The organism is uncultured Polaribacter sp., assembly GCF_947497695.1.
Lineage (GTDB): Bacteria > Bacteroidota > Bacteroidia > Flavobacteriales > Flavobacteriaceae > Polaribacter.
Window position 1 is genome coordinate 147286 of the sequence record NZ_CANMHM010000005.1, and the last position, 20497, is coordinate 167782.

Here is a 20497-nt window from a genome sequence, read left to right on the forward strand (position 1 = left end):
AATATAAATTTTCGACTGCAAATATCTTCATTTTTATTTAAAACGTTGCTGATAATTCCATTAAAATAGTACATAAAATTGCACCAATGGTTCCAATAGCATAACCAAAAACAGCTAATAAAACTCCTACGCTAGCTAATGAAGGATGAAAAGCTTGGGCAACAATAGGGGCAGAGGCAGCACCACCAACATTTGCTTGACTACCAACTGCTAAAAAGAAATAAGGAGCTTTTATTAGTTTTGCAACTAAAATAAGTAAACCTGCATGTATTGCCATCCAAACTGCTCCAATAGCAATTAATCCTAGGTTATCAAAAATCATTGTTAAATCCATTTTCATACCAATAGTTGCTACTAGAATGTACATAAAAATGCTCCCAATTTTACTTGCACCTGCACCTTCGTAATTTTTAGCTTTTGTAAAAGATAAAATAATAGCAATTATTGTAGAAATACTTATTAACCAGAAAAATTTTGAACTTAAAAAAGAAAAAATATTTTGCCAAGTTTGTGATGAAATTGAAGTAACAAAACTCGAAAAGAAATCACTAAAATATTTTGACATAAAATGACTAAAACCTACTGTTACAAAACCAATAGCAAGAATCATCATTAAGTCTGTAATAGAGGGATTTCTTTTAACTTTTTGAGTATAAGTAGATACTTTTTCTTTTAACTGCTCTATTGCTAAAGTATCTGCACCTAACCATTTGTCTATTTTATTTTTTTTACCAATCCCAATTAATAAAATAGCCATCCAAATATTAGCTATTACAATGTCAACAAAAACCATTCCTCCATATTGTGTAGGATTGTATTTGTATATTTCTAGCATTGCAGTTTGATTAGCTCCACCACCAATCCAACTCCCTGCTAAGGTAGATAAGCCTCTCCAGACAGCATTAAAATCTGAACCTCCAACTGTTTCTGGAGAGAAGATAGAAATCAATAAAATAGCTAATGGGCCTCCAATAATAATGCCAATTGTACCTGTAAAAAACATAATTAATGCTTTTGAACCTAAATTAAAAATGGCTTTTAAGTTGATGCTTAAAGTCATTAAAACCAGTGCTGCAGGCAATAAAAATCTGCTAGAAATATAATATAATTGAGATTTTTCTTTAACAATTTCCCCAATAGCATTTAGTGTTTCCCATTCTGGGGATATAATTCCTAAAGTTGTAAATAAAGCAGGAATAAAATAAGCCATAAATAATCCAGGAACAATTTTATAGAATTTTTGCCAAAAGCCACTCGTTTTGCTTTCTGTGTAAAAAACAAAGCCTAGTGATAACATTAAAAGACCAAAAACGATTGCATCGTTAGTGAAAATTGGAGCAGACATTTTTATTTTTTTTAGTTAAATTTTGTGTAGTCCTATTATAATGCTAATGTAATTTTTTTTAACTACAATGTATTTATCAAACTATAGATGTTTAAAATTATTTTGATTATTAATTGTAAACTTTAAAAATAGTTTGCAAATTATTTTAAGAACTTTTTAGTTAACTATTAGTTAATTGTTTTTTAGTGAGATATCTTATTTGTAAATTTATAAAATGATAAAAAAATATTTTTACTCTTTATTATTTGTATTCTTATTGTTTTCATGTAAAAAGGCAAAAAAAGCCATAGTTTCTAAACAAATAACAATAGTAAAGTCATACAATTATAATGAATTAAAGCCTTTATTAGAAAAAGAAGACAATAAAACATATATTGTTAATTTTTGGGCAACTTGGTGTGCACCTTGTGTAAAAGAATTGCCTGCTTTTGAAAAATTAAACAAAGAATATGCATCTAAAAATGTAGAAGTTATTTTGGTAAGTTTAGATTTTCCAAAACAAGTAGATAAAAGATTAATTCCTTTTATCAATAAAAAGAAGTTACAGTCTAAAGTTATTTTATTAGATGATATAAACGAAAATATTTGGATAAAAGCAATAGATTCAACTTGGTCTGGAGCTATACCAGCAACTTTAATTTATAACAAAAATAATAGAAAATTTTACGAACAATCTTTTGATTATGAACAATTAGAGGCTGAGTTACAAACGTTTTTGAAAATTTAAATAATACAATATGAAATTTACCAAATCTATTTTAGTGCTATTTGTTTTTTTAATAGCAAGTGCATTTACAACAAAAACAAATAAAGGTTATCAAATTGGTGATACTATAGAAGATTTTAAATTAAAAAATATTGATGATAAACAGGTTTCTTTATCAGATTACAAAGATGCTAAAGGATTTGTAATTGTATTTACCTGTAATCATTGTCCATATTCTATTGCTTATGAAGATCGATTAATTGCTATCGACCAAAAATATAAAAAGTTAGGATACCCTGTAATTGCAATCAATCCTAATGATCCAGAAGTATCTAAAGGAGATAGTTTTGAAGCGATGCAAGTGCGTGCTTCAGAAAAAGGATTTACGTTTCCTTATTTATTTGATGAAGGACAAAAAACGTATCCAAAATTTGGAGCTACAAAAACACCACATGTATTTATTGTTAGTAAACAAAATATGAGCGTTGAATATATTGGTGCAATTGATAATAGTTCTAGAAACCCAGATAATGTTTCAGAAAAATATGTAGAAGATGCTATTAACTCTTTATTAGCAGGGAAAAAGCCAACTAAAACAACTACAAAAGCAATTGGTTGTTCTATTAAAAAATTATAAAAAATAGATTTATATATTAATAGAGCTTAATTTATAAGTATTTAAAACTCCAAAGTAAAATTTGTAGTTTTTTGCTATAAAAACTTTAAGCATAATATTTATTTATACTATTAGGAAAAAATACTACTGCTAATTTTAGTTAGTGGTTCGGTTTAAAATGATAGCATTTTTTTAAGAAGTATTAGTTTTATATAGGTTTGTGGAAAAATATACTTTTTTTATTCTATTTTAGTTACTTTTAAATTGAATACCTTATAAAATCTAAATTTAAAAATGAAATTCACTCCCAGAAAAGTTAATTTTTTTAACCTGTTAAAATTACCTTTAGCTTATTTAGGAGGAGTAAGGGTATGTTTAATTTCAGATAAAGAGGTGGTAGTTTCTATAAAACATAAATGGTTAAATCAAAACCCATTTAAAAGTATGTTTTGGGCTGCACAAGGTATGGCAGCAGAAATGCCAACTGGTGTTTTAATTATGAAAGCAATAGATAATTCTGAACGAAAATTTTCTATGTTAGTTACCAAGCAAGAAGCTGAGTTTTTTAAAAAAGCAACTGGCAAAATTACATTTTCTTGTAAAGGAGGTGATGAAATAAGGGAAGCCATACAAAAGTCAATTAAAACTGGTGAAGGACAAATTATTATATTAACATCCGAAGGAAAAAATCAAGAAGGTGTTTTAGTTTCTATGTTTAAATTTCATTGGAGCCTAAAAGTAAAATTCTAATTATTTTTTCTTTTGATAAAGTTTTGGTCTTTCTTCCTTATAATCGCAATCTTGAAAAATGCCACAAGAAACATTTGTACGAGCTAGTGATTTTGTTACCTCAAATTTCTTATAAAAAGCTTCAATTTCTGGTGTTAAATACTTCATAATCTTTTTTATTATTAGTAGCTAATTTATTCTTTTTCTTACATTTTTTAATTTTAAAGTTAAAAAAAATATTTTTAGTATTCTAAATCTCATAAAAATGAGTCTTAAAAATTAAAATAAAAACTAATTCTCTATTAGTTTTAAAGTCTCTTTTATTGTTTTAACGGGCAATCTACAAGTATTATTTACACAAACATATAAGTAAGTTTCATCAGTTATAAACCTGTTTTCTAAAAGAGGTAAATTAGATGCTTTATTACTTATTGAAATTAAAATATTAGGCAAATATTTTTTTTGAAGTGCTACTCTTTTTTCTTGTGCTTTTTTTCCTACAATAACAACCTCATAATATTTGTCGGTATAATTCATCATAAAATCTAACCAATTAGCATAGTAACTAGCATTGTCTGTTATTTTTGGTTTGATGTTATTTAGCATTGCAGTTGCTTTTTCTTTGTAGCTGTTGTTGCTTAAGTGATGAGAAAGAGCAAATAAATTTTTAGCCATAATAGAATTGCTAGAAGCAATAACGTTATCTTGATATTCTATTATTTTTGAAGCTAAATCAGTATCTTCTTTAGAAGAAAAAAAGAACATTTTAGAGGTTTCATCATAAAAATTAGTCATTGTGTATTTAACTAAATCATTAGCTTTTTCTAGCCAAATTTTGTCAGACGTAACTTCATGAAGCTTTATAAAAGCCTGAGCAGTTGCAGCATAATCCTCTAAAAATCCATTTATTGTCGTTTTTCCATTTTTATAATTATGGTATAATTTTCCTTCTTTTGATAAAAGATTATTTACTATAAAGTTAGCAGTTTTTAAAGCAATATCTAAATGTTCTTTTTGATTAAAAGCACTGTAAGCATCTACATATCCAAGAATCATTAATGCATTCCAAGAAGTAAGACTTTTATCGTCTAACCTTGGTTTTTTACGATTTTTTTGAACTTTTTTTAGTTGTTTTTTCCAGTCGTTTTTAATATTATCTAATTGGTTTAGAGATAAATGATGCTTGTTAGAAAAAGAAACATCATCAATAGTTTTTATCAAAACATATTTATCATCTTCCCAATAGCCAAAGTCATTGATGTTGTAATATTTAGAAAATAAATCAAAATTAGTAGTAATGATACTTTTCAACTCTTCTTTTGTCCAAGTATAATAAGCCCCTTCCTCTAAAACATTTTTAGGCGTATAACTATCTGCATCTAAAGAAGAGTAGAACATTCCTTCTGCTGAGGTTAAATCGTTTTTTACAAATTCTAATGTCTCTAAAACAATATTTTTGTAAATTTTATTTTTAGTAAGTTGGTATGCTTTTGCATAAAGGCTTACAAGTTGGGCATTGTCATAAAGCATTTTTTCAAAATGAGGAACATGCCATTTTTTATCTGTTGAATATCTAGAAAAACCTCCATTAACCTGATCAAAAATACCACCAAAAGCCATTTTATTTAACGTTTTTTCTACAGAATTTAAAAGTTTTTTGTCTTTATTTTGATGTGCATATCTAAGTAAAAATTGATAATTATTAGGCATCATAAATTTTGGAGCACCTTTTTTTCCACCAAAAGAATTGTCAAATAAAGAGCTCCATTTTTTTACTTCATTACTCAAAAACAATTTGGTAAAATCTGCTTTTTCAGTATTTAATTGTATTAAATCTAAGCCTTTTACACCTTTTTCTAATTCATCTGCAAAGGCGTAAAAACTTTCAGGTTTATTTTTATAGTTTTCTGTAATTTGGACTAAAACTTTTTGCCATTGTTTTTTTGTAAAATAGGTACCTCCCCAAATAGGTCTTCCATCAGGTAAAGCAATTACATTTAATGGCCAACCACCATTTCCTGTCATTAATTGTACGGCTTTCATGTACACCTTGTCTACATCTGGTCTTTCTTCTCTATCAACTTTAATATTTACAAAGTTTTTATTCATGGTTTTAGCAACCAAGGAGTCTTCAAAACTTTCTTTTTCCATTACATGACACCAATGGCAAGCTGCATAACCTATACTAATAATAATTAATTTTTTATCCTTTTTGGCTTCAGCAAGTGTGGTATCATTCCAAGCTTTCCAATTTACAGGGTTGTGAGCATGTTGCAAAAGATAAGGGCTTGTTTCCTTAACCAAATCATTTGTGAATTCATGTTGATTTTTAGTACTATTGTTACAGCTAAAAATAATTATACACAATATTGTAATAAAAAATGAGGGTTTAAATACGTTCACTAAAATTAGTTTTATGTTCGGGTTATTATTTTAAATATAGGTGTTTGTAAATTTAATGAATTTTAAGTTGAGTGTTTATCAATATAGGTTTAATATAAAAGCATCTTTTTTCTTAGAAATAAAAATAATCGCTCTAAATAAAGTTATTGTTTTTTTTTTGTAAAAATTCTTAAGTATTTTTTATTTGGTATTATTTTTGATATTTTTGAGAAAACTAAACCCCCATGAAAAAAATATTATTAAGTATTCTAACATTTTTATTTACTCTATCAAGCTTTATTGCACAAGATGTTGTGATAGAAGAACCAATAGAGAACATTTCTTTAATATGGGAGCCTTCCTTTCAAGAAGCTTTAAATAAATCAAAAAAAGAAAACAAACCTGTACTTATTTATTTTACAGGCTCAGATTGGTGCAGTCCTTGTAAAGTTTTAGATAAAAAACTATTTCACACTGAGAAGTTTAAAAAAATAGCTGACGAAAGTTTAATTTTATTTATGGTTGATGTGCCTAGAAATAAAGATTTGATAGATGAAAAGACCAGACAATTTAATAAAAAGTTAAGTAATAAGTATGGTCAAAAATCTTTTCCTACTATGGTTTTAGTAAATCATAAAGGTAAAATGTTGGATATAAAAAAAGGAGTTTATATGACTGAATATTATTATCCTTTTTTTGAAAAAACAATTGCTAAATATTAAAAAAATGTTGTTTTTATTTTAAAATCAAGATTTAAATCTAAAAAGGGTTGTAATTATAGTTTACAACCTTTTTTTTTTGATTTTATTTTCAAGATTTTAAGTTTAGGTAGTAGCAGAAGTTTTTTAATCAAAAAAAAACTCCCTTAAAAAAGAGAGTTTTTTATACTTAGAAGCTAAAATGCTTAGTTTACAGCGTCGCTTAAACCTGCACCAGCTTTAAATTTTGCTACGTTTTTAGCAGCAATTTGAATCGTTTTTCCTGTCTGTGGGTTTCTACCAGCTCTTGCAGCTCTGTTAGAAACAGAAAAAGTTCCAAAACCAACTAAAGCAACTTTGTTACCACCTTTTAAAGCAGAAGTTACATTACCTGTAAAAGATTCTAATGCCGCTTTAGCTGCTACTTTAGAAATTCCTGCATCAGCAGCCATTGCATCGATTAAATCTGATTTGTTCATAATAAAATGTTTTTTAAATTAATTAATATTTTTGCTTATTAGCTCAACAAATATAGCAGGATTAAGGGCTTATGCAAATTTGAATGCAAAAAAAACACGTATTTGTTGATAAATAGGGTTGAAATGTTAACAAAGGTAGTTGTAAAACAGAAAAAAGCTAAAAACCTTACTAATAAAGGCTTTAGACGAATTTAGATTCCGCAGAAAATGCATAACCATTTAATAAGCTTTTGGCATCCATTTTTTTCTTTCCAGATAACTTTATTTCATCAATAATAATAAAACCTTCTGTAACTGCTACTTTTAATTCTTTTTTTGTGGTAATAATTTTACCAACAGCAAAATTGTGTGGTTCTAATTCCGTTTCTTTTTTAATCGCATAAATTTTAGCAGTTATTTCTTCTCCTTCATTGATAATAACAGACCAAGCTGCAGGAAAAGGATTTAAACCCCTAATTTTATTATAAATATTGTCTAGAGAATCTGTCCAATCTATTCTACAATTTTCAGGATTTAATTTTGAAGCCGATTTTTCTTCTAAATCAGGCTGTTTTGTAGTCGTTACTTTTTGTGTTTCAATTAAGTCTATTGTTTTTTCAACCAAATCAGCTCCTAAAAACATTAATTTATCATGTAATGTTCCAACAGTTTCAGTTTCAGAAACGAATGTTTCTTTTTGTAAAATAATTTCTCCTGTATCAATTTTATCATCAATAAAAAAAGTAGTAACGCCTGTTTTTGTTTCTCCATTAATTATTGCCCAATGAATAGGAGCTGCACCTCTGTATTCTGGTAATAAAGAAGCATGTAAATTAAAAGTACCATATTTTGGCATTTGCCAGACTATTTTTGGTAACATTCTAAAAGCAACAACAATTTGTAAATCGGCATTTAAATCTTTTAACTCTTTAGTAAAATCTTCGTTTTTTAAGTTTGTAGGTTGTAAAATAGGTAGGTTTACAGAAGTAGCATATTTTTTTACTGCAGATTCATTTAACTTTCTTCCTCTACCTGCAGGTTTGTCTGCTGCAGTAATAACCCCCACAATCTTATAATTATTTTCTACTAAATGTTTTAAAATAGTAACTGCAAAATCTGGAGTTCCCATAAAAACGATACGCAAGTCTTTCATGTGTTTGTATTTATTTTTATAAATGGTTACTTATAGCTTTCCATTTAGTAATGCTCTTTTATATTAAAACCCTTTAGGTAAGTTTTATAGTGATACCTTTAATTGGTATTTATTTTGATGGTTAACAATAATTTTATCATCCGATAATAATTGTTGCAAATGTATTAAAATGTCTTTTTCATGAGCCACTAAAACAGTACAAATTTCTGAAGAGGTTAGGCTTTTTTGAGCTGTTAAAAGTTGAAGTATTTTTGATGATAAATCTATGTCAGTTTTTCTGTTTTTAGTGATGCAAACATCACAAATACCACATTTTTCTGTTTTTATTTCATCAAAATAATTTAAAACTTGGATGCTTCTACAAATAGCATTGTTATTTACAAATTCTATAATAGCATCAGATTTTTGTTTTTTCTGATGGATAAACTGTTTCATTTCTTTAGAAAATCGATTAATCGTATAATCATCTTCTCTTGGCAATAAAAAAGTCAGTTCAGCTTCATTTTTTACAGCTTTATAAGCTATAATGTTATCTTCTTGTAAGCGTTCAAAATTAGATAATACAAGCTTGGTTGTAATTCCTGCTTTTTTTGCAATATAGAATTCATCAATAGCTACCTCTTGTTCAAATAAACCTGCATAAGTTCTTAAAATTGAATTGGTAAAATTTTTAAGAACTGTATTGTTATCCAAATAATTTAAAACGGTTTTGCTATTCACAATAAATTGCAAGGTAGATTTCTTATTGTAATGTGTACTAATTTCTATAATTCCGTTATTTGCTAAAATTTTAAGAGCAGTATCAACTTTTAAAACAGAAAAGTTATATTGTTTACAGAATTCTAAGAGATGAAAAGAAAAAGTTTCTTCAATAATTTCGCCTATTGAAATTCTATAATATTGATACAATTGCTTGTGAATTGCCTTAATTTCTTTGATGCTTAGTAACGTTTTTTCTACACGATCTTTAAATAGCAACGTATCGTTTTTGTTAAACAACAAAACAGCAAAAGATTTTTTACCATTTCTACCAGCTCTTCCTGTTTCTTGCACATAATTTTCTATGCTCGATGGAATGTCTAAATGAATGACCAAGCCAACGTTTGCTTTGTCAATTCCCATTCCAAAGGCATTTGTAGCTACCATTATTGGTGTTTTTTCAGTCATCCAGTTTTCAAAAGAAATATTTTTTTCTATGGATGATAATCCACCATGATAAAAGGAACTTTTAAAGTTATTGGCATTTAAAAAAGCAGCAATTTGTGCTGTTTTATTTCTGGAATTTACATAAACAATTGCAGGAGTTTTCGTTTTGGTAAAAATCTGTAATAAACGCTGTAATTTATCTTCAATAGTAAATATTTGATACGCTAAACTTTTTCTAAAAAACGATTTTCTAAAAAGTTGCGGGTTTTTTAGTTCAAGATTAGTAGCAATATCATCTAAAACTCTTTGGTTTGCTGTTGCTGTTAATGCAATAAAATTTACGCTAGGTTTTAATGCTCTTAAAATTTTAATATTTCTGTAAGAAGGTCTAAAATCATGTCCCCATTCAGAAATACAATGTGCTTCATCAATTGCAATTAAATGAATGTTTAATTCTTTAATTTTTTGCTGAATAAAGTAAGATTGCAATCTTTCAGGAGAAATGTATAAAAACTTTACACCACCAAATTTAATAGTATCAAACAAAGTAATAATTTCATCTTGTGTAGCACCAGATTTAATACTTGTGGCTTTAATTCCTTTTAGAACTAAGTTTTCTACTTGATCTTGCATTAAGGCTATTAAAGGCGAAATTACCAAACAAACTCCTTCTTTTGCTAAAGCAGGTATTTGAAAACAAATAGATTTTCCTCCACCTGTTGGCAACAATGTAATTACATCTTTTTGCTCTAAAACAGCGGTAATAATTTCTTCTTGAAGTGGTCTAAATTCAGAAAAACCCCAATGTTTTTTTAATAGTTCTTTTGGTAAAATCATACTTAAAAAGTCAATGAGTTAAGAATAAATTGAGTCCTTTCATCAACAGAACAAAAAGGGACTTTAATGATTTTATACCCTAAATTTAAATATGTTTTTACTAAAAAAGCATCAATTTGTGTTGTTTCTTCAAAAGATTCATAACGTTCATTATCAGTTGTATGAATTTCTTTCCAAGGAGCAAAGTGAAAAACTTTGTCGTATTTATATTGTTTGTTTTTTTCTATAAAAATAGGTGGGTACTCTGTTTTAGAATAATCCATGTATGCAGAAATATCAGGAATTCCTCTATCAAAAAAAACAATTTTAGCATTTGCTTTTTTAGCATTTAAATATTGTTGCTCTCTACTTTCTAACAGCATTTCACTAAAAAGTAGAGGTTGGGTTAAAAACAATTGATCTACACCTTGTTGTTGTGCTTTTAAAATTAAGGCTCTAGATACTTCTGGCATACAAAAATAACCTTGCTTAATTAATGTATTTAAAACCGAAGTTTTTCCTGTTCCTGGTCCACCAATAAAAAGAATTTTTTGCTGCATCTCACAAAAATAAATGAATCCCTTTATAAAACTAATTTTTAATGTAAATTCGTGTCTTGTAATTTTTAATTAATTTATAAGAGATTATCAAATTTTATGAGTGATAAAAAAGAGTTTTACGAGAAGTTAAAACTACAATTAGACGATACTAGTACATTTCCTTCAGATTATTTGTATAAATTTATTGTACCTACAGATGCCAATCAGGTAGAGGAGGTAAAGGCGTTGTTTAATAACACTGGAGCAGTAATTAATACAAAAAAATCTAAAACAGGAAAATATATTAGTGTTTCTATCGTATTAAAAATAGAAAGTTCAGAAAAAGTAATTACTTATTATAAGCAAGCAGAAAAAATTAAAGGAATAATATCATTATAATTATATAGTATGAGAAAATTAGTTTTATTAGTTGTTTTAAGTGTGTCAATGTCTATCTTTTCACAAAAGAAAAGTAAAAATTTATTATTTATTGATGGAGCACCAACAACTGTATCAGAATTTAAAAGAGTCTATGAAAAAAATTTAGACGCTATAGATAATGAAGAATCTAAAAGTGTTACCAAAAACTTAGAATTGTTTATAAATTATAAGTTAAAGGTTAAAGAGGCTTATAAGATGCAATTAGATACAGCAGCTTCTTATAAGCGAGAAATGGAAACTTATAAAAACCAACTTTCTACACCTTATCTACAAGATACAACCTTTATAGATCAATTGGTAAAGGATGTGTATTTTAGAACAAAGAATGAAGTAAAAGCAAAACATATTTTAATTAGATTATCTAGGCAAGCTTTGCCAAAAGATACTTTATTGGCCTACAACAAAATTTTAGATTTAAGAGAAAGAATTTTAAAAGGTGAAAAGTTTGAACAAATTGCAGCAAAGTTTTCTGAAGATAAATCTGCTGCAGATGACCCAAAAACAGGTAGAAAAGGAAATGGTGGTAATTTAGGTTACTTTTCTGCATTTAACATGGTGTATCCTTTTGAAGTTGCTGCTTATGCTACCAAAGTTGGAGAAATTTCCATGCCATTTAAAACACAGTTTGGATATCATATCATACAAGTAGATGATTTAAAACCATCGAAAGGAGAAATTGAAGCAGCACATATTTTGGTGAGAGATACTACTGCTGTTGGCAAAAAACAGATAGAAAATGTGTACGCTAAATTAATAGCAAAAGAAAGTTTTGAAGATTTAGCGAAAGAATATTCAGAAGATCCAGGTTCTAAAAACAAAGGAGGCAGTTTAGGTAAGTTTGGTGCAGGTAGAATGGTAAAACCATTTTCTGATGCAGCTTTTGCCTTAGAAAATGAAAATGATTTTACAAAACCTTTTAAAACTCGTTTTGGATGGCATATTATTAAATTGCTAAAAAAACATCCTATAAAACCATTTAAAGAAATGGAAAAAGAATTAAAAGAAAAAGTAAAAAAGAGCTCTAGAATGGAGTTGTCTAAAAACGCAGTAGTTAAAAAATTAAAAAAAGACTATCTTATAAAAGAGCCTAAAGAAGCAAGAAAAATGTTAAATAGAAAAGATGTTAGAAGTATTCCTAAAGATTCTTTAAAAAATATATTACTAAGTATTAATGACAAAGACATTCTTCAGCAAGAGTTTATCAGCTTTATTAGAAATAGAAGACATTTACCTATTTTTAAACTTTATGAAATGTTTAAAGAAGAGCAAATATTAAACTATTACAAAGAAAATTTAATTTATACAGAACCAGATTATGCTGCTGTTTTAAAAGAATATGAAGATGGATTATTACTTTTTGAATTAATGCAACAAAAAATTTGGACAAAATCATCTAAAGATACTTTAGGTTTAAAACAATATTTTGATAAAAATGCAACTACTTACAATACAGATGATTTAAAAACTGTAAAAGGACAAGTAATTAATGATTATCAAAATTTTTTAGAAAAAAACTGGATTGCAGATTTAAGGAAGAAAAGCGTGATAGAAATTAAGAAAAAACAGTTAAAAAAGTTAATTAAATTATACGGTAAAGAATAATGAAATATACAGTTGTTTTATTTTGTGTTGTGCTTTTTATTTCTTGTGATTTTTTTAAAATGCAAGAAGAAGAAAATAATACTTCAGAAATTGTAGCGATTGTAAATACCGAAAAACTGTTTAAAAAAGATTTAAAATCTATCTTACCACAAAATATTAATAAAGAAGATAGCCTTGTTTTGGTTAAAAGTTACATACAAAATTGGGCAATAAAAATGCTTTTATTAGAGAAATCTAAGAATAATAGTTCTTTAGAAACTGTAAATCAGATTGATGATTTAGTAAAAGATTATAAAGAAAGCTTGTTAATTAATAATTATAAAGAAGAGTTAATAAAACAGCAATTAGATACTGTTATTTCTGATGAAGAACTAGAGACCTATTATTTGAATAATAAAGATAATTTTAGACTCAATGAAGAGTTGGTTAAAATTAAGTACCTTCATATTGATCCTGCTATTAAAGACAAAGACAAAATGTTATCTCTCTTTAAATCAGATAATATTAATGATTTAGAGGAGCTAGAAAAGGAAGAGCTTAGTTTTAAATTTCATCAGTTTAATGATTCTTCTTGGGTTCAGTTAGATAAGGTTTTGTTAAAACTCCCTTTTTCTAAGGAAAAACTGTTAAAAAAAACAGAATTCATTCAAAAACAAGATTCAATAGGTTTATATTTGGTGGCTATAAAAGACGTTTTATTACGTAGTTCTATAGCTCCACTTAGCTATGTTACACCAACTATAGAACAAATGATTTTACACAAACGTAAAATTGAATTAATAAGAGATATTGAAAAAATAATAGTTAAAGATGCCATACAGAAAAATAATTTTAAAATATATTAAGTTTATAATTTGCACCTTTATTTTGGGTTTTGTAAGTCTACAAACGTTTGCTCAGAAAACAAAAATAGATGGTGTAGCAGTGGTTATTGGTAAAAATATTGTTTTAGATTCTGATATAGAGAAATTTAAGTTAGAGGTTGAACAAAGAAGTGAAGGCAAAATAAAAATTACTGACTGTGAAATGTTAGAGGAGTTAATGCAGCAAAAATTAATGGCACATCATGCAGTTGTAGACAGTGTTGTTGTTTCTGATGCAGAAATTTTAGGTAGAGTAGATAGAAGTATTCAGTTTTTTACACAGCAATATGGTAGTACAGAAAAAGTAGTTAAAGCTTATGGTTTTAATGATTTAGAAGACTTAAAAAATGAATTAACTACCGTACAAAAAGAAACCCTTTTAATAGAGAAAGAGCAAATAAAGGTTACAGAAAAAATTGATGTTACACCAGAAGAAGTACGTTTATATTATAATGGTTTAAAAGATAAAGGAGAATTACCACAGTTTCCTGCAGAGGTAGAATTGGCTCAAATTGTTGTAAAAGCAACACCATCAAAAGAAGAAATAGAAAGAGTTGTTGCAAAATTAAATGAACTAAAGCAACAAATTGAAGGGGGCTCTAGTTTTAGAATGAAAGCTATTATAAATTCTGATGATCCTGGAGTTACTAAAAACGGAGGAGAATATACAGTGACTAAAGAATCTGCTTTTATTAAAGAATTTAAAGAAACCGCTTTTACTTTAGATATAGGGCAGGTTTCTAAACCATTTAAATCTGAGTTTGGTTATCATATTATGCAATTGCATAAAATAAAAGGAAACACTAGAATTGCCTCTCATATATTGATGCAACCAGAAGTACCTGATGATAAATTAAAAGAGGTAAAAGCCAAAGTAGAAAGAATTATTAAAGAAATTAAAGATAAAAAGTTAACTTTTGAAGAGGCGGTTGATAAATACTCTGATGATAAAGATACCAAAAATAACGGAGGCGTTATTACAAGTCCTACTGGTGATTCTAAGTTTGATTTAACAAGAATGGATCCTGCTTTTTATGCTAGAGTTAGTGATCTTAAAAAAGGAGAAATGACAGAACCTTTTTATGATCAAGAAAGATCTGGAGATAAAATGTTTAAGTTTATTTTAATGAAAGATAGAACAGACAATCATACTGCAGATATTATTGAAGATTACGTAAAAGTGCAAAAATTAGCACTCCAAAAAAAGAAAGAAGAGGAAATTACAAAATGGTCTAAAGAAAAAATAAAAGATACCTACATTAATATTGGCCCTAATTACAGTAAATGTACTTTTGATAAAAACTGGAAAAAACAAGTAAGTAAATAATGTCTGACGTTAAAGCTATAAAAGATTTAGTACTAAAATACAAAGCCTTAAAAAAGGAAATAGGGAAAGTTATTATTGGGCAGCATCAAGCTGTGGATTTTACCTTATTATCTATTCTTTGTGGAGGACATTCATTATTAATTGGTGTACCAGGTTTGGCAAAAACGTTATTAGTAAATTCTGTTTCAGAAGCTTTAGGATTAAAGTTCAATAGAATACAGTTTACACCAGATTTAATGCCATCTGATATTTTAGGAAGTGAAATTTTAGATGAAAACAGACACTTTAAATTTATAAAAGGGCCTATTTTTTCTAATATTATATTGGCAGATGAAATAAACAGAACACCACCAAAAACACAAGCTGCTTTGTTAGAAGCTATGCAAGAGCGTTCTGTAACCGTTTCTGGAAATCATTATAAATTAGATTTACCATTTTTTGTGTTAGCAACTCAAAACCCAATTGAGCAAGAAGGAACGTATCCTTTACCAGAAGCTCAATTAGACAGGTTTATGTTTTCTATTTATTTAGAATACCCTACTTTTAATGAAGAAGTTGCTGTTGTAAAAAACACTACCAGTAATAAAAGCGAAACAATACAACCTTTATTTACTTCGGATGAAATTGTAGAAGCTCAAAAACTAATACGTAAAATACCTGTTGCAGATAATGTAATAGAATATGCAGTTGGTTTGGTGGGTAAAACAAGGCCAAAATCTAACGAAGCAACAGATTTAGTAAAATCTTATTTAGATTGGGGAGCAGGACCTAGAGCGTCTCAAAACTTAATATTGGCAGCCAAAGCTCATGCAGCAGTAAATGGAAAATTTTCTCCAGATATTGAAGACGTAAAAGCCGTTGCAATACCAATTTTATCTCACAGAATTGTAAAAAATTACAAAGCAGAAGCAGAAGGAATTACCATTGCTGATATTATTGAGTCTTTGTTGTAGTCTTTTTGATAGTCTAGAACTTTCCAGTTTGTCCTTTCGACGAAGGAGAAATCACATAAAGGGAATCAACTTTGTGTTCTCACTATCATGTGACTTCTCCCAAAGGGTCGAAGTGACAATTGGTAAGGTTATTCTTGATCAATATTATTCTCAAAAAAACTAAAAACATTACCACCATAACGCTTATCATAACTATGATTATCATTTTTAGATAAATCTGTATGTTTAGAATGTTCTACAATTAAAACGCCTTCTTCTTTGAGTAGGTTGTTCGTAAAAACTAAATCTACAATTTTTAAAAATTCAGTTTCTTTAAAATCATAAGGAGGATCTGCAAAAATAACATCAGCTTTAAGCGATGTTTTTTCTAAAAATTTATAGACATCACTTTTAAAAGTATTGATGGGTAAGTCTAACTTTTTTGCAGTTTCATTGATAAACTTGATACATCCAAAATGAGCATCAATGGCATAAATTTCTTTAGTGCCTCTAGATCCAAATTCATAACTAATATTTCCTGTGCCAGCAAAAAGATCTATTACAGTTATACTATCAAAATAATAAGTGTTGTTTAAGATGTTAAACAACGATTCTTTAGCCATATCTGTAGTTGGGCGAACAGGCAAATTTTTAGGTGCTGATAGACGTCTGCTTTTGTGTTTTCCAGAAATTATTCTCATGAATTTAAAAGGATATAATTTGAATGTTTAGAAGCATCTAACTTGTTAAAAATGTAATTGCTACTTTCTAAAAAAGAAACGTTTCTAATGTATTGATAGGTAATCTTGTAAATATCAGAATTTAGCTCAATATCTCCAGAAAAAAATAGTGCTGTTTTTTCAACATCCAACTTTAGTTGCTCAAAAGTAAATAATATATAGTAGATAAAATCTTCCTTAGATTCAAAAGAAAAAGAGTTAGAGAATTTTAATTTTTTATTTTTTATAACAACTACATCAAAATTTTCTTTTGTAACATTAACATATACTTCTTTTTTATCAGAATTATTAATGGAAATTAATTGCTCTATAAAAAGTGTAAGATGATGTCTGTATTCAAATTCGCCAAAATTTTGAAACAAATAATTATTAATATTTACATAAGGTACGTATATATTTTTTGCATTGATACTTTGCAAATCATCAAAGGCAATAAAATCTGTAGCTAAAGTTTTAATATTGTAATTAAGATACTCTACAAGTTTGTTTTCATCAAAGTATTGATTGGGAACAAACGTAAATAAATTATTTTGATGAACTACTAATACAGTAGCAAAGTCTTTTTGTAGGTAAGAATCTGTTTTAAATATCTCCTTAATTTTATCTAATAAATTTTCTGGATTGCTTTGTTTTTCATCAAATACATATTCAGAAAAGTAAAGTGTTTCTTTTGATGTATTGTTTGTGATACAAAAAGAAAATCCATCCAAATTAAATTGAATGGATAGCTTTGTATCTTTTGTGTTTATAAAAGTAATGCTACTATTCTTTTTGATCACGGTCTTGTTTGTCATAAGAAGGAGGCCAATTACCACCAGTTGAAACTTCTTCTAAAGAACCAACAGAAATATATTCTCCTTTAATTTGGTCTGTAGCTTTTGCTTGTAGTTCTTGTTTTATAAGAGATTTACTCATCCCTTTTAAAATTTCTTCTTTTGGTGTTTGAATTAAAAACGTAGGTACTACTAAACCTTCTACTTTTTCTACACTTCCTGTTTGTATTTCAAATTCTTTACCTTCTACACCAGGTACTTTAAACATTTCTTTATAATTTCTGTCTTTAAAATATTTTAAAACAGGTTCATAACCAGTAATATTTGTTTTTCTAACCTCAACATCAACAACAATACCACCACCTTTATTTACTTTTTCTATAACAGTAATTGTTTCTGTAAGCTCTAATCTTGCAGTGTCAATAAATTTAATTAAACCAGCTTTATCTTCTGTATATTTACCTGTTACTTCAAAATGCTTTACTTGTGCATCTCTAATAATTTTTAATTGTTCTACAACTTTTGCATATTTAACAACTTTTTGTTTATTAAAATTAATTGGCTCCATAACACCATCGTATATTTTAATTACTAAAAATACTGTTAATACTAATAGCAATAAAGAAGCAATCCATCTTAGTTTTAAAGGTAAATACTTTACGATAACGATTGCTAATAGCACAGCAACTACAATTGCTGCTAAAATCATTCCAATTAATTCCATTATTTTCTTTGTTTTTTTAAGTACGTTCAGACAAATCTACAATTTTTTTTTAATGATAAAAATTTTTATTTGTAATTCGATGTATCTTTACCATATTAATTTTTTTATGATAAACAAAACAGCAGATTTTTACTCAGAAATTTTAAAAAAGTTTCAATATACACCAACAACAAAACAAAACAATTTGTTACGTTTTTTAAGTGATTTTATCTTTAGTGAAGATAAAGACGCCTTATTTTTATTAAAAGGATATGCAGGTACAGGAAAAACAACAACTATTAGTGCTTTTGTAAACAGTTTAGGAGCAGCAGGAAAAAAATCGATTTTATTAGCACCAACAGGTAGAGCTGCCAAAGTAATTTCTGTCTATTCTAAAAGACCGGCATTTACAATTCATAAAAAAATATATTTTCCTAAAAAACAATCTAATGGCTCTTTAGGTTTTGTATTGCAACCCAATAAACACACCAATACTATTTTTATTATTGATGAAGCTTCTATGATACCTGATCGTAGGCAAAATCAAAAGTTATTTGAGTCCAGTTCATTATTAGATGATTTAATTAATTATGTATACTCAGGACATCAATGTAAGTTGATATTTATTGGAGATACAGCTCAATTACCACCTGTAAAATTAAATATTAGCCCTGCTCTTGAACAAGATACGTTAATGTACGATTTTCATAAAAATGTAGCTGAAATTGAGTTAGATGAAGTAATGCGTCAACATAAAGATTCAGGGATACTGGCAAATGCAACTTTATTACGTTTAATGATTCAAAATGACAGTACTAATTTTAAGTTTGAAATTGATTTTCCGGATATTATTAGATTAGATGATGGTTATGATATAGAAGATGCTTTGGTATCTGCTTACGATGCAGATGAAGTAGAAGACACTGCTTTTATTGTACGTTCTAATAAAAGAGCCAACGATTACAACCAACAAATTAGAATGAAAATTAGAGGGCAAGAAAACGAAATTTCTGCGGGAGATTACATTATGGTTGTTAAAAATAATTATTTTTGGTTAAAAGAAAATTCAAATGCAGGTTTTATTGCCAATGGTGATATTTGTAAAGTATTAAAAATATTTTCTATTAAAGAACTCTATGGTTTTAAATTTGCTGAGGTAGAGGTAAGTATGATTGATTACCCAGAGATGCAACCTTTTGAAACTGTTTTATTGTTAGATACTTTAACCAGTGAAACACCTTCTTTAACCTATGAGGAATCTAATAAATTATACCAAGCAGTAAAAGAGGATTATGCTGATGAAAAATCGAAATCTAAACAGTTTTTGGCAATCAAAAAAAATGTGTTTTTCAACGCTTTACAAGTTAAGTTTTCTTATGCTATGACGTGTCATAAATCTCAAGGAGGACAATGGAAAACCGTTTTTATAGAGCAGCCTTATTTGCCAGATGGCGTTTCTAAAGAATATTTTAGATGGTTGTACACTGCATTAACAAGAGCTCAAAAAAAATTATATTTAATTGGTTTTAAAGACGAGTTTTTTACAGATTAATGTAATACATAATTAATGGTAATTCTACCATATTTATGTCCGTAATTGTATCTTAAATCTTTAGATTTACTGGTGTTGTACATAAAAGCGTAGCCAAAATTAAAACGATTCAAAGTACATTTTATACCTACTTCAACATCAAAAACAACTGGTTTTAATTCTTTTGTGATGCTGTTTTTTGGGGTTAAAAAACTACCTTGTAAAGTAGCGTCATAAAGAGCATAACGCAACATCGGTTTTGCATAAAAAAACGACTCTGATTCATTAAAAGTTTTATGCTGCTCGTTATTTAAGTTGGTATTAAAACCAATTGAGTTCATAATTTCTTGCAATGGTATAAAGCCAATTCTTGCTTGTAAACCTGAAGAAATATTTGTGTAAACAGTACCTAAATTTAAGTTGTTATGCCAGGTAAGATCAAAACGTTTTTCTTTTGATTTTAAAATTGTTTTTAAATATGCTGCATTAAAATTTAAAGCAAAAGCGTTTTTTATTTGATGTTTCCAACCTACTGCTTTTTCAAAACCATAAATATCGTGAATAAAGCCTTGTAATTCTTCTGCATAAGAGTTTGAGCCAATGACACCAATTTGAATGTTAGTATTTAAAATTTGATGGTTTTTGTAAATGTTTTTTATACCAAAACTACCATATAAATATCCAGCAAAAGGTCTGTCGTGGTTTAATACATTTCTCACTACAGCTCTAAAAGGAGTATACATTTCTTGATTTAACTTAAACTCTAAAATACGTTTTTCTAAATTCTTCCCTTTCTTTTTGGTGAGATATCGATATCCTAAAAAAAAACCACTTGTATAATATCTGTCTCTAATTACAGAAGCATATAAATCATTATCAGTAACTAAGGTTATTTCTTTAGAAAATTTTTCTTGAGCTATTGTAATTGAAGTAATATAGAAGAAGAATAGAAGAAAAATATATTTCATGCAAAGCAAATATAAAAGAACTTATCTAA

21 protein-coding genes are annotated in these 20497 nt (G+C 27.7%); 10 read left to right on the forward strand and 11 right to left on the reverse strand.

Going from position 1 to position 20497, the window contains the following annotated elements; all coding sequences use genetic code 11:
* Positions 1–37: 37 nt before the first annotated feature.
* Complete coding sequence (locus Q0731_RS07815; protein WP_299062239.1) at positions 38–1345, reverse strand: DUF819 family protein; 1308 nt, start codon at positions 1343–1345, stop codon at positions 38–40.
* A 214-nt stretch (positions 1346–1559) separates the two neighbouring features.
* On the opposite strand from Q0731_RS07815, the gene Q0731_RS07820 reads away from it, so the two are divergent.
* From Q0731_RS07820 to Q0731_RS07830, 3 genes are all read left to right on the forward strand, one after another.
* Positions 1560–2072, forward strand: coding sequence for a TlpA family protein disulfide reductase (locus Q0731_RS07820; RefSeq protein ID WP_299062241.1), 513 nt, complete (start codon positions 1560–1562; stop codon positions 2070–2072).
* 10 nt (positions 2073–2082) lie between these two features.
* Positions 2083–2688 (forward strand): thioredoxin family protein, encoded by a 606-nt coding sequence (locus tag Q0731_RS07825; protein ID WP_299062244.1) that lies wholly within the window; start codon positions 2083–2085, stop codon positions 2686–2688.
* Between the two features lie 273 nt (positions 2689–2961).
* Entirely contained in the window at positions 2962–3417 is a 456-nt protein-coding gene (locus tag Q0731_RS07830) for a DUF4442 domain-containing protein (protein WP_299062247.1), read from the forward strand.
* Here the strand turns inward: Q0731_RS07830 and Q0731_RS07835 are convergent, their stop codons facing one another.
* Complete coding sequence (locus Q0731_RS07835) at positions 3418–3564, reverse strand: hypothetical protein (protein ID WP_299062249.1); 147 nt, start codon at positions 3562–3564, stop codon at positions 3418–3420.
* Positions 3565–3687: 123 nt separating this feature from the next.
* Complete coding sequence (locus Q0731_RS07840) at positions 3688–5763, reverse strand: thioredoxin domain-containing protein (protein ID WP_299062252.1); 2076 nt, start codon at positions 5761–5763, stop codon at positions 3688–3690.
* Positions 5764–6023: 260 nt separating this feature from the next.
* On the opposite strand from Q0731_RS07840, the gene Q0731_RS07845 reads away from it, so the two are divergent.
* Positions 6024–6500, forward strand: coding sequence for a thioredoxin family protein (locus Q0731_RS07845; RefSeq protein ID WP_299062255.1), 477 nt, complete (start codon positions 6024–6026; stop codon positions 6498–6500).
* 182 nt (positions 6501–6682) lie between these two features.
* Here the strand turns inward: Q0731_RS07845 and Q0731_RS07850 are convergent, their stop codons facing one another.
* The 4 genes from Q0731_RS07850 to Q0731_RS07865 form a co-directional block, all read right to left on the reverse strand.
* On the reverse strand, positions 6683–6955 hold the full coding sequence (locus Q0731_RS07850; protein WP_299062258.1) for an HU family DNA-binding protein: 273 nt from the start codon (positions 6953–6955) through the stop codon (positions 6683–6685).
* A gap of 181 nt (positions 6956–7136) precedes the next feature.
* Entirely contained in the window at positions 7137–8087 is a 951-nt protein-coding gene (fmt, locus tag Q0731_RS07855) for a methionyl-tRNA formyltransferase (RefSeq protein WP_299062261.1), read from the reverse strand.
* An 84-nt stretch (positions 8088–8171) separates the two neighbouring features.
* Entirely contained in the window at positions 8172–10070 is a 1899-nt protein-coding gene (locus tag Q0731_RS07860) for an ATP-dependent DNA helicase RecQ (protein ID WP_299062264.1), read from the reverse strand.
* A 2-nt stretch (positions 10071–10072) separates the two neighbouring features.
* Complete coding sequence (locus Q0731_RS07865) at positions 10073–10609, reverse strand: ATP-binding protein (protein WP_299062267.1); 537 nt, start codon at positions 10607–10609, stop codon at positions 10073–10075.
* A 96-nt stretch (positions 10610–10705) separates the two neighbouring features.
* Between Q0731_RS07865 and Q0731_RS07870 the strand changes: the two genes are divergently transcribed.
* From Q0731_RS07870 to Q0731_RS07890, 5 genes are read left to right on the forward strand one after another with little or no spacing between them, the layout of a single operon-like run.
* Positions 10706–10987 carry a DUF493 family protein gene (locus Q0731_RS07870; RefSeq protein ID WP_299062269.1) on the forward strand — a complete coding sequence of 94 codons (282 nt, stop codon included), beginning with the start codon at positions 10706–10708 and terminating at the stop codon, positions 10985–10987.
* A gap of 9 nt (positions 10988–10996) precedes the next feature.
* A complete protein-coding gene (locus Q0731_RS07875) occupies positions 10997–12631 on the forward strand; it encodes a peptidylprolyl isomerase (RefSeq protein ID WP_299062272.1) in 1635 nt (544 codons plus the stop codon).
* Entirely contained in the window at positions 12631–13476 is an 846-nt protein-coding gene (locus Q0731_RS07880) for a hypothetical protein (RefSeq protein ID WP_299062275.1), read from the forward strand. The genes Q0731_RS07875 and Q0731_RS07880 overlap by 1 nt, the downstream gene beginning before the upstream one ends.
* A complete protein-coding gene (locus tag Q0731_RS07885) occupies positions 13442–14821 on the forward strand; it encodes a peptidylprolyl isomerase (RefSeq protein WP_299062277.1) in 1380 nt (459 codons plus the stop codon). The genes Q0731_RS07880 and Q0731_RS07885 overlap by 35 nt, the downstream gene beginning before the upstream one ends.
* Entirely contained in the window at positions 14821–15774 is a 954-nt protein-coding gene (locus Q0731_RS07890; protein ID WP_299062280.1) for a MoxR family ATPase, read from the forward strand. Before Q0731_RS07885 ends, Q0731_RS07890 begins: the two co-directional genes overlap by 1 nt.
* Positions 15775–15902: 128 nt before the next feature.
* On the opposite strand, the gene Q0731_RS07895 is transcribed toward Q0731_RS07890, so the two are convergent.
* The 3 genes from Q0731_RS07895 to Q0731_RS07905 are packed head-to-tail and all read right to left on the reverse strand — an operon-like array spanning position 15903 to position 17990.
* Positions 15903–16454, reverse strand: a complete 552-nt coding sequence (locus tag Q0731_RS07895) for an RsmD family RNA methyltransferase (RefSeq protein WP_299062282.1) — start codon at positions 16452–16454, stop codon at positions 15903–15905.
* Positions 16451–17287: a DUF3822 family protein gene (locus tag Q0731_RS07900; protein ID WP_299062284.1), complete on the reverse strand. Its 837-nt coding sequence runs from the start codon at positions 17285–17287 to the stop codon at positions 16451–16453. The genes Q0731_RS07895 and Q0731_RS07900 overlap by 4 nt, the downstream gene beginning before the upstream one ends.
* Positions 17256–17990, reverse strand: coding sequence for a hypothetical protein (locus Q0731_RS07905; RefSeq protein WP_299062287.1), 735 nt, complete (start codon positions 17988–17990; stop codon positions 17256–17258). The genes Q0731_RS07900 and Q0731_RS07905 overlap by 32 nt, the downstream gene beginning before the upstream one ends.
* Before the next feature lie 106 nt (positions 17991–18096).
* On the opposite strand from Q0731_RS07905, the gene Q0731_RS07910 reads away from it, so the two are divergent.
* Positions 18097–19521 carry an AAA family ATPase gene (locus Q0731_RS07910; RefSeq protein ID WP_299062290.1) on the forward strand — a complete coding sequence of 475 codons (1425 nt, stop codon included), beginning with the start codon at positions 18097–18099 and terminating at the stop codon, positions 19519–19521.
* Here the strand turns inward: Q0731_RS07910 and Q0731_RS07915 are convergent.
* Entirely contained in the window at positions 19518–20468 is a 951-nt protein-coding gene (locus Q0731_RS07915) for a lipid A deacylase LpxR family protein (protein ID WP_299062292.1), read from the reverse strand. The genes Q0731_RS07910 and Q0731_RS07915 overlap by 4 nt on opposite strands.
* Positions 20469–20497: the final 29 nt, after the last annotated feature.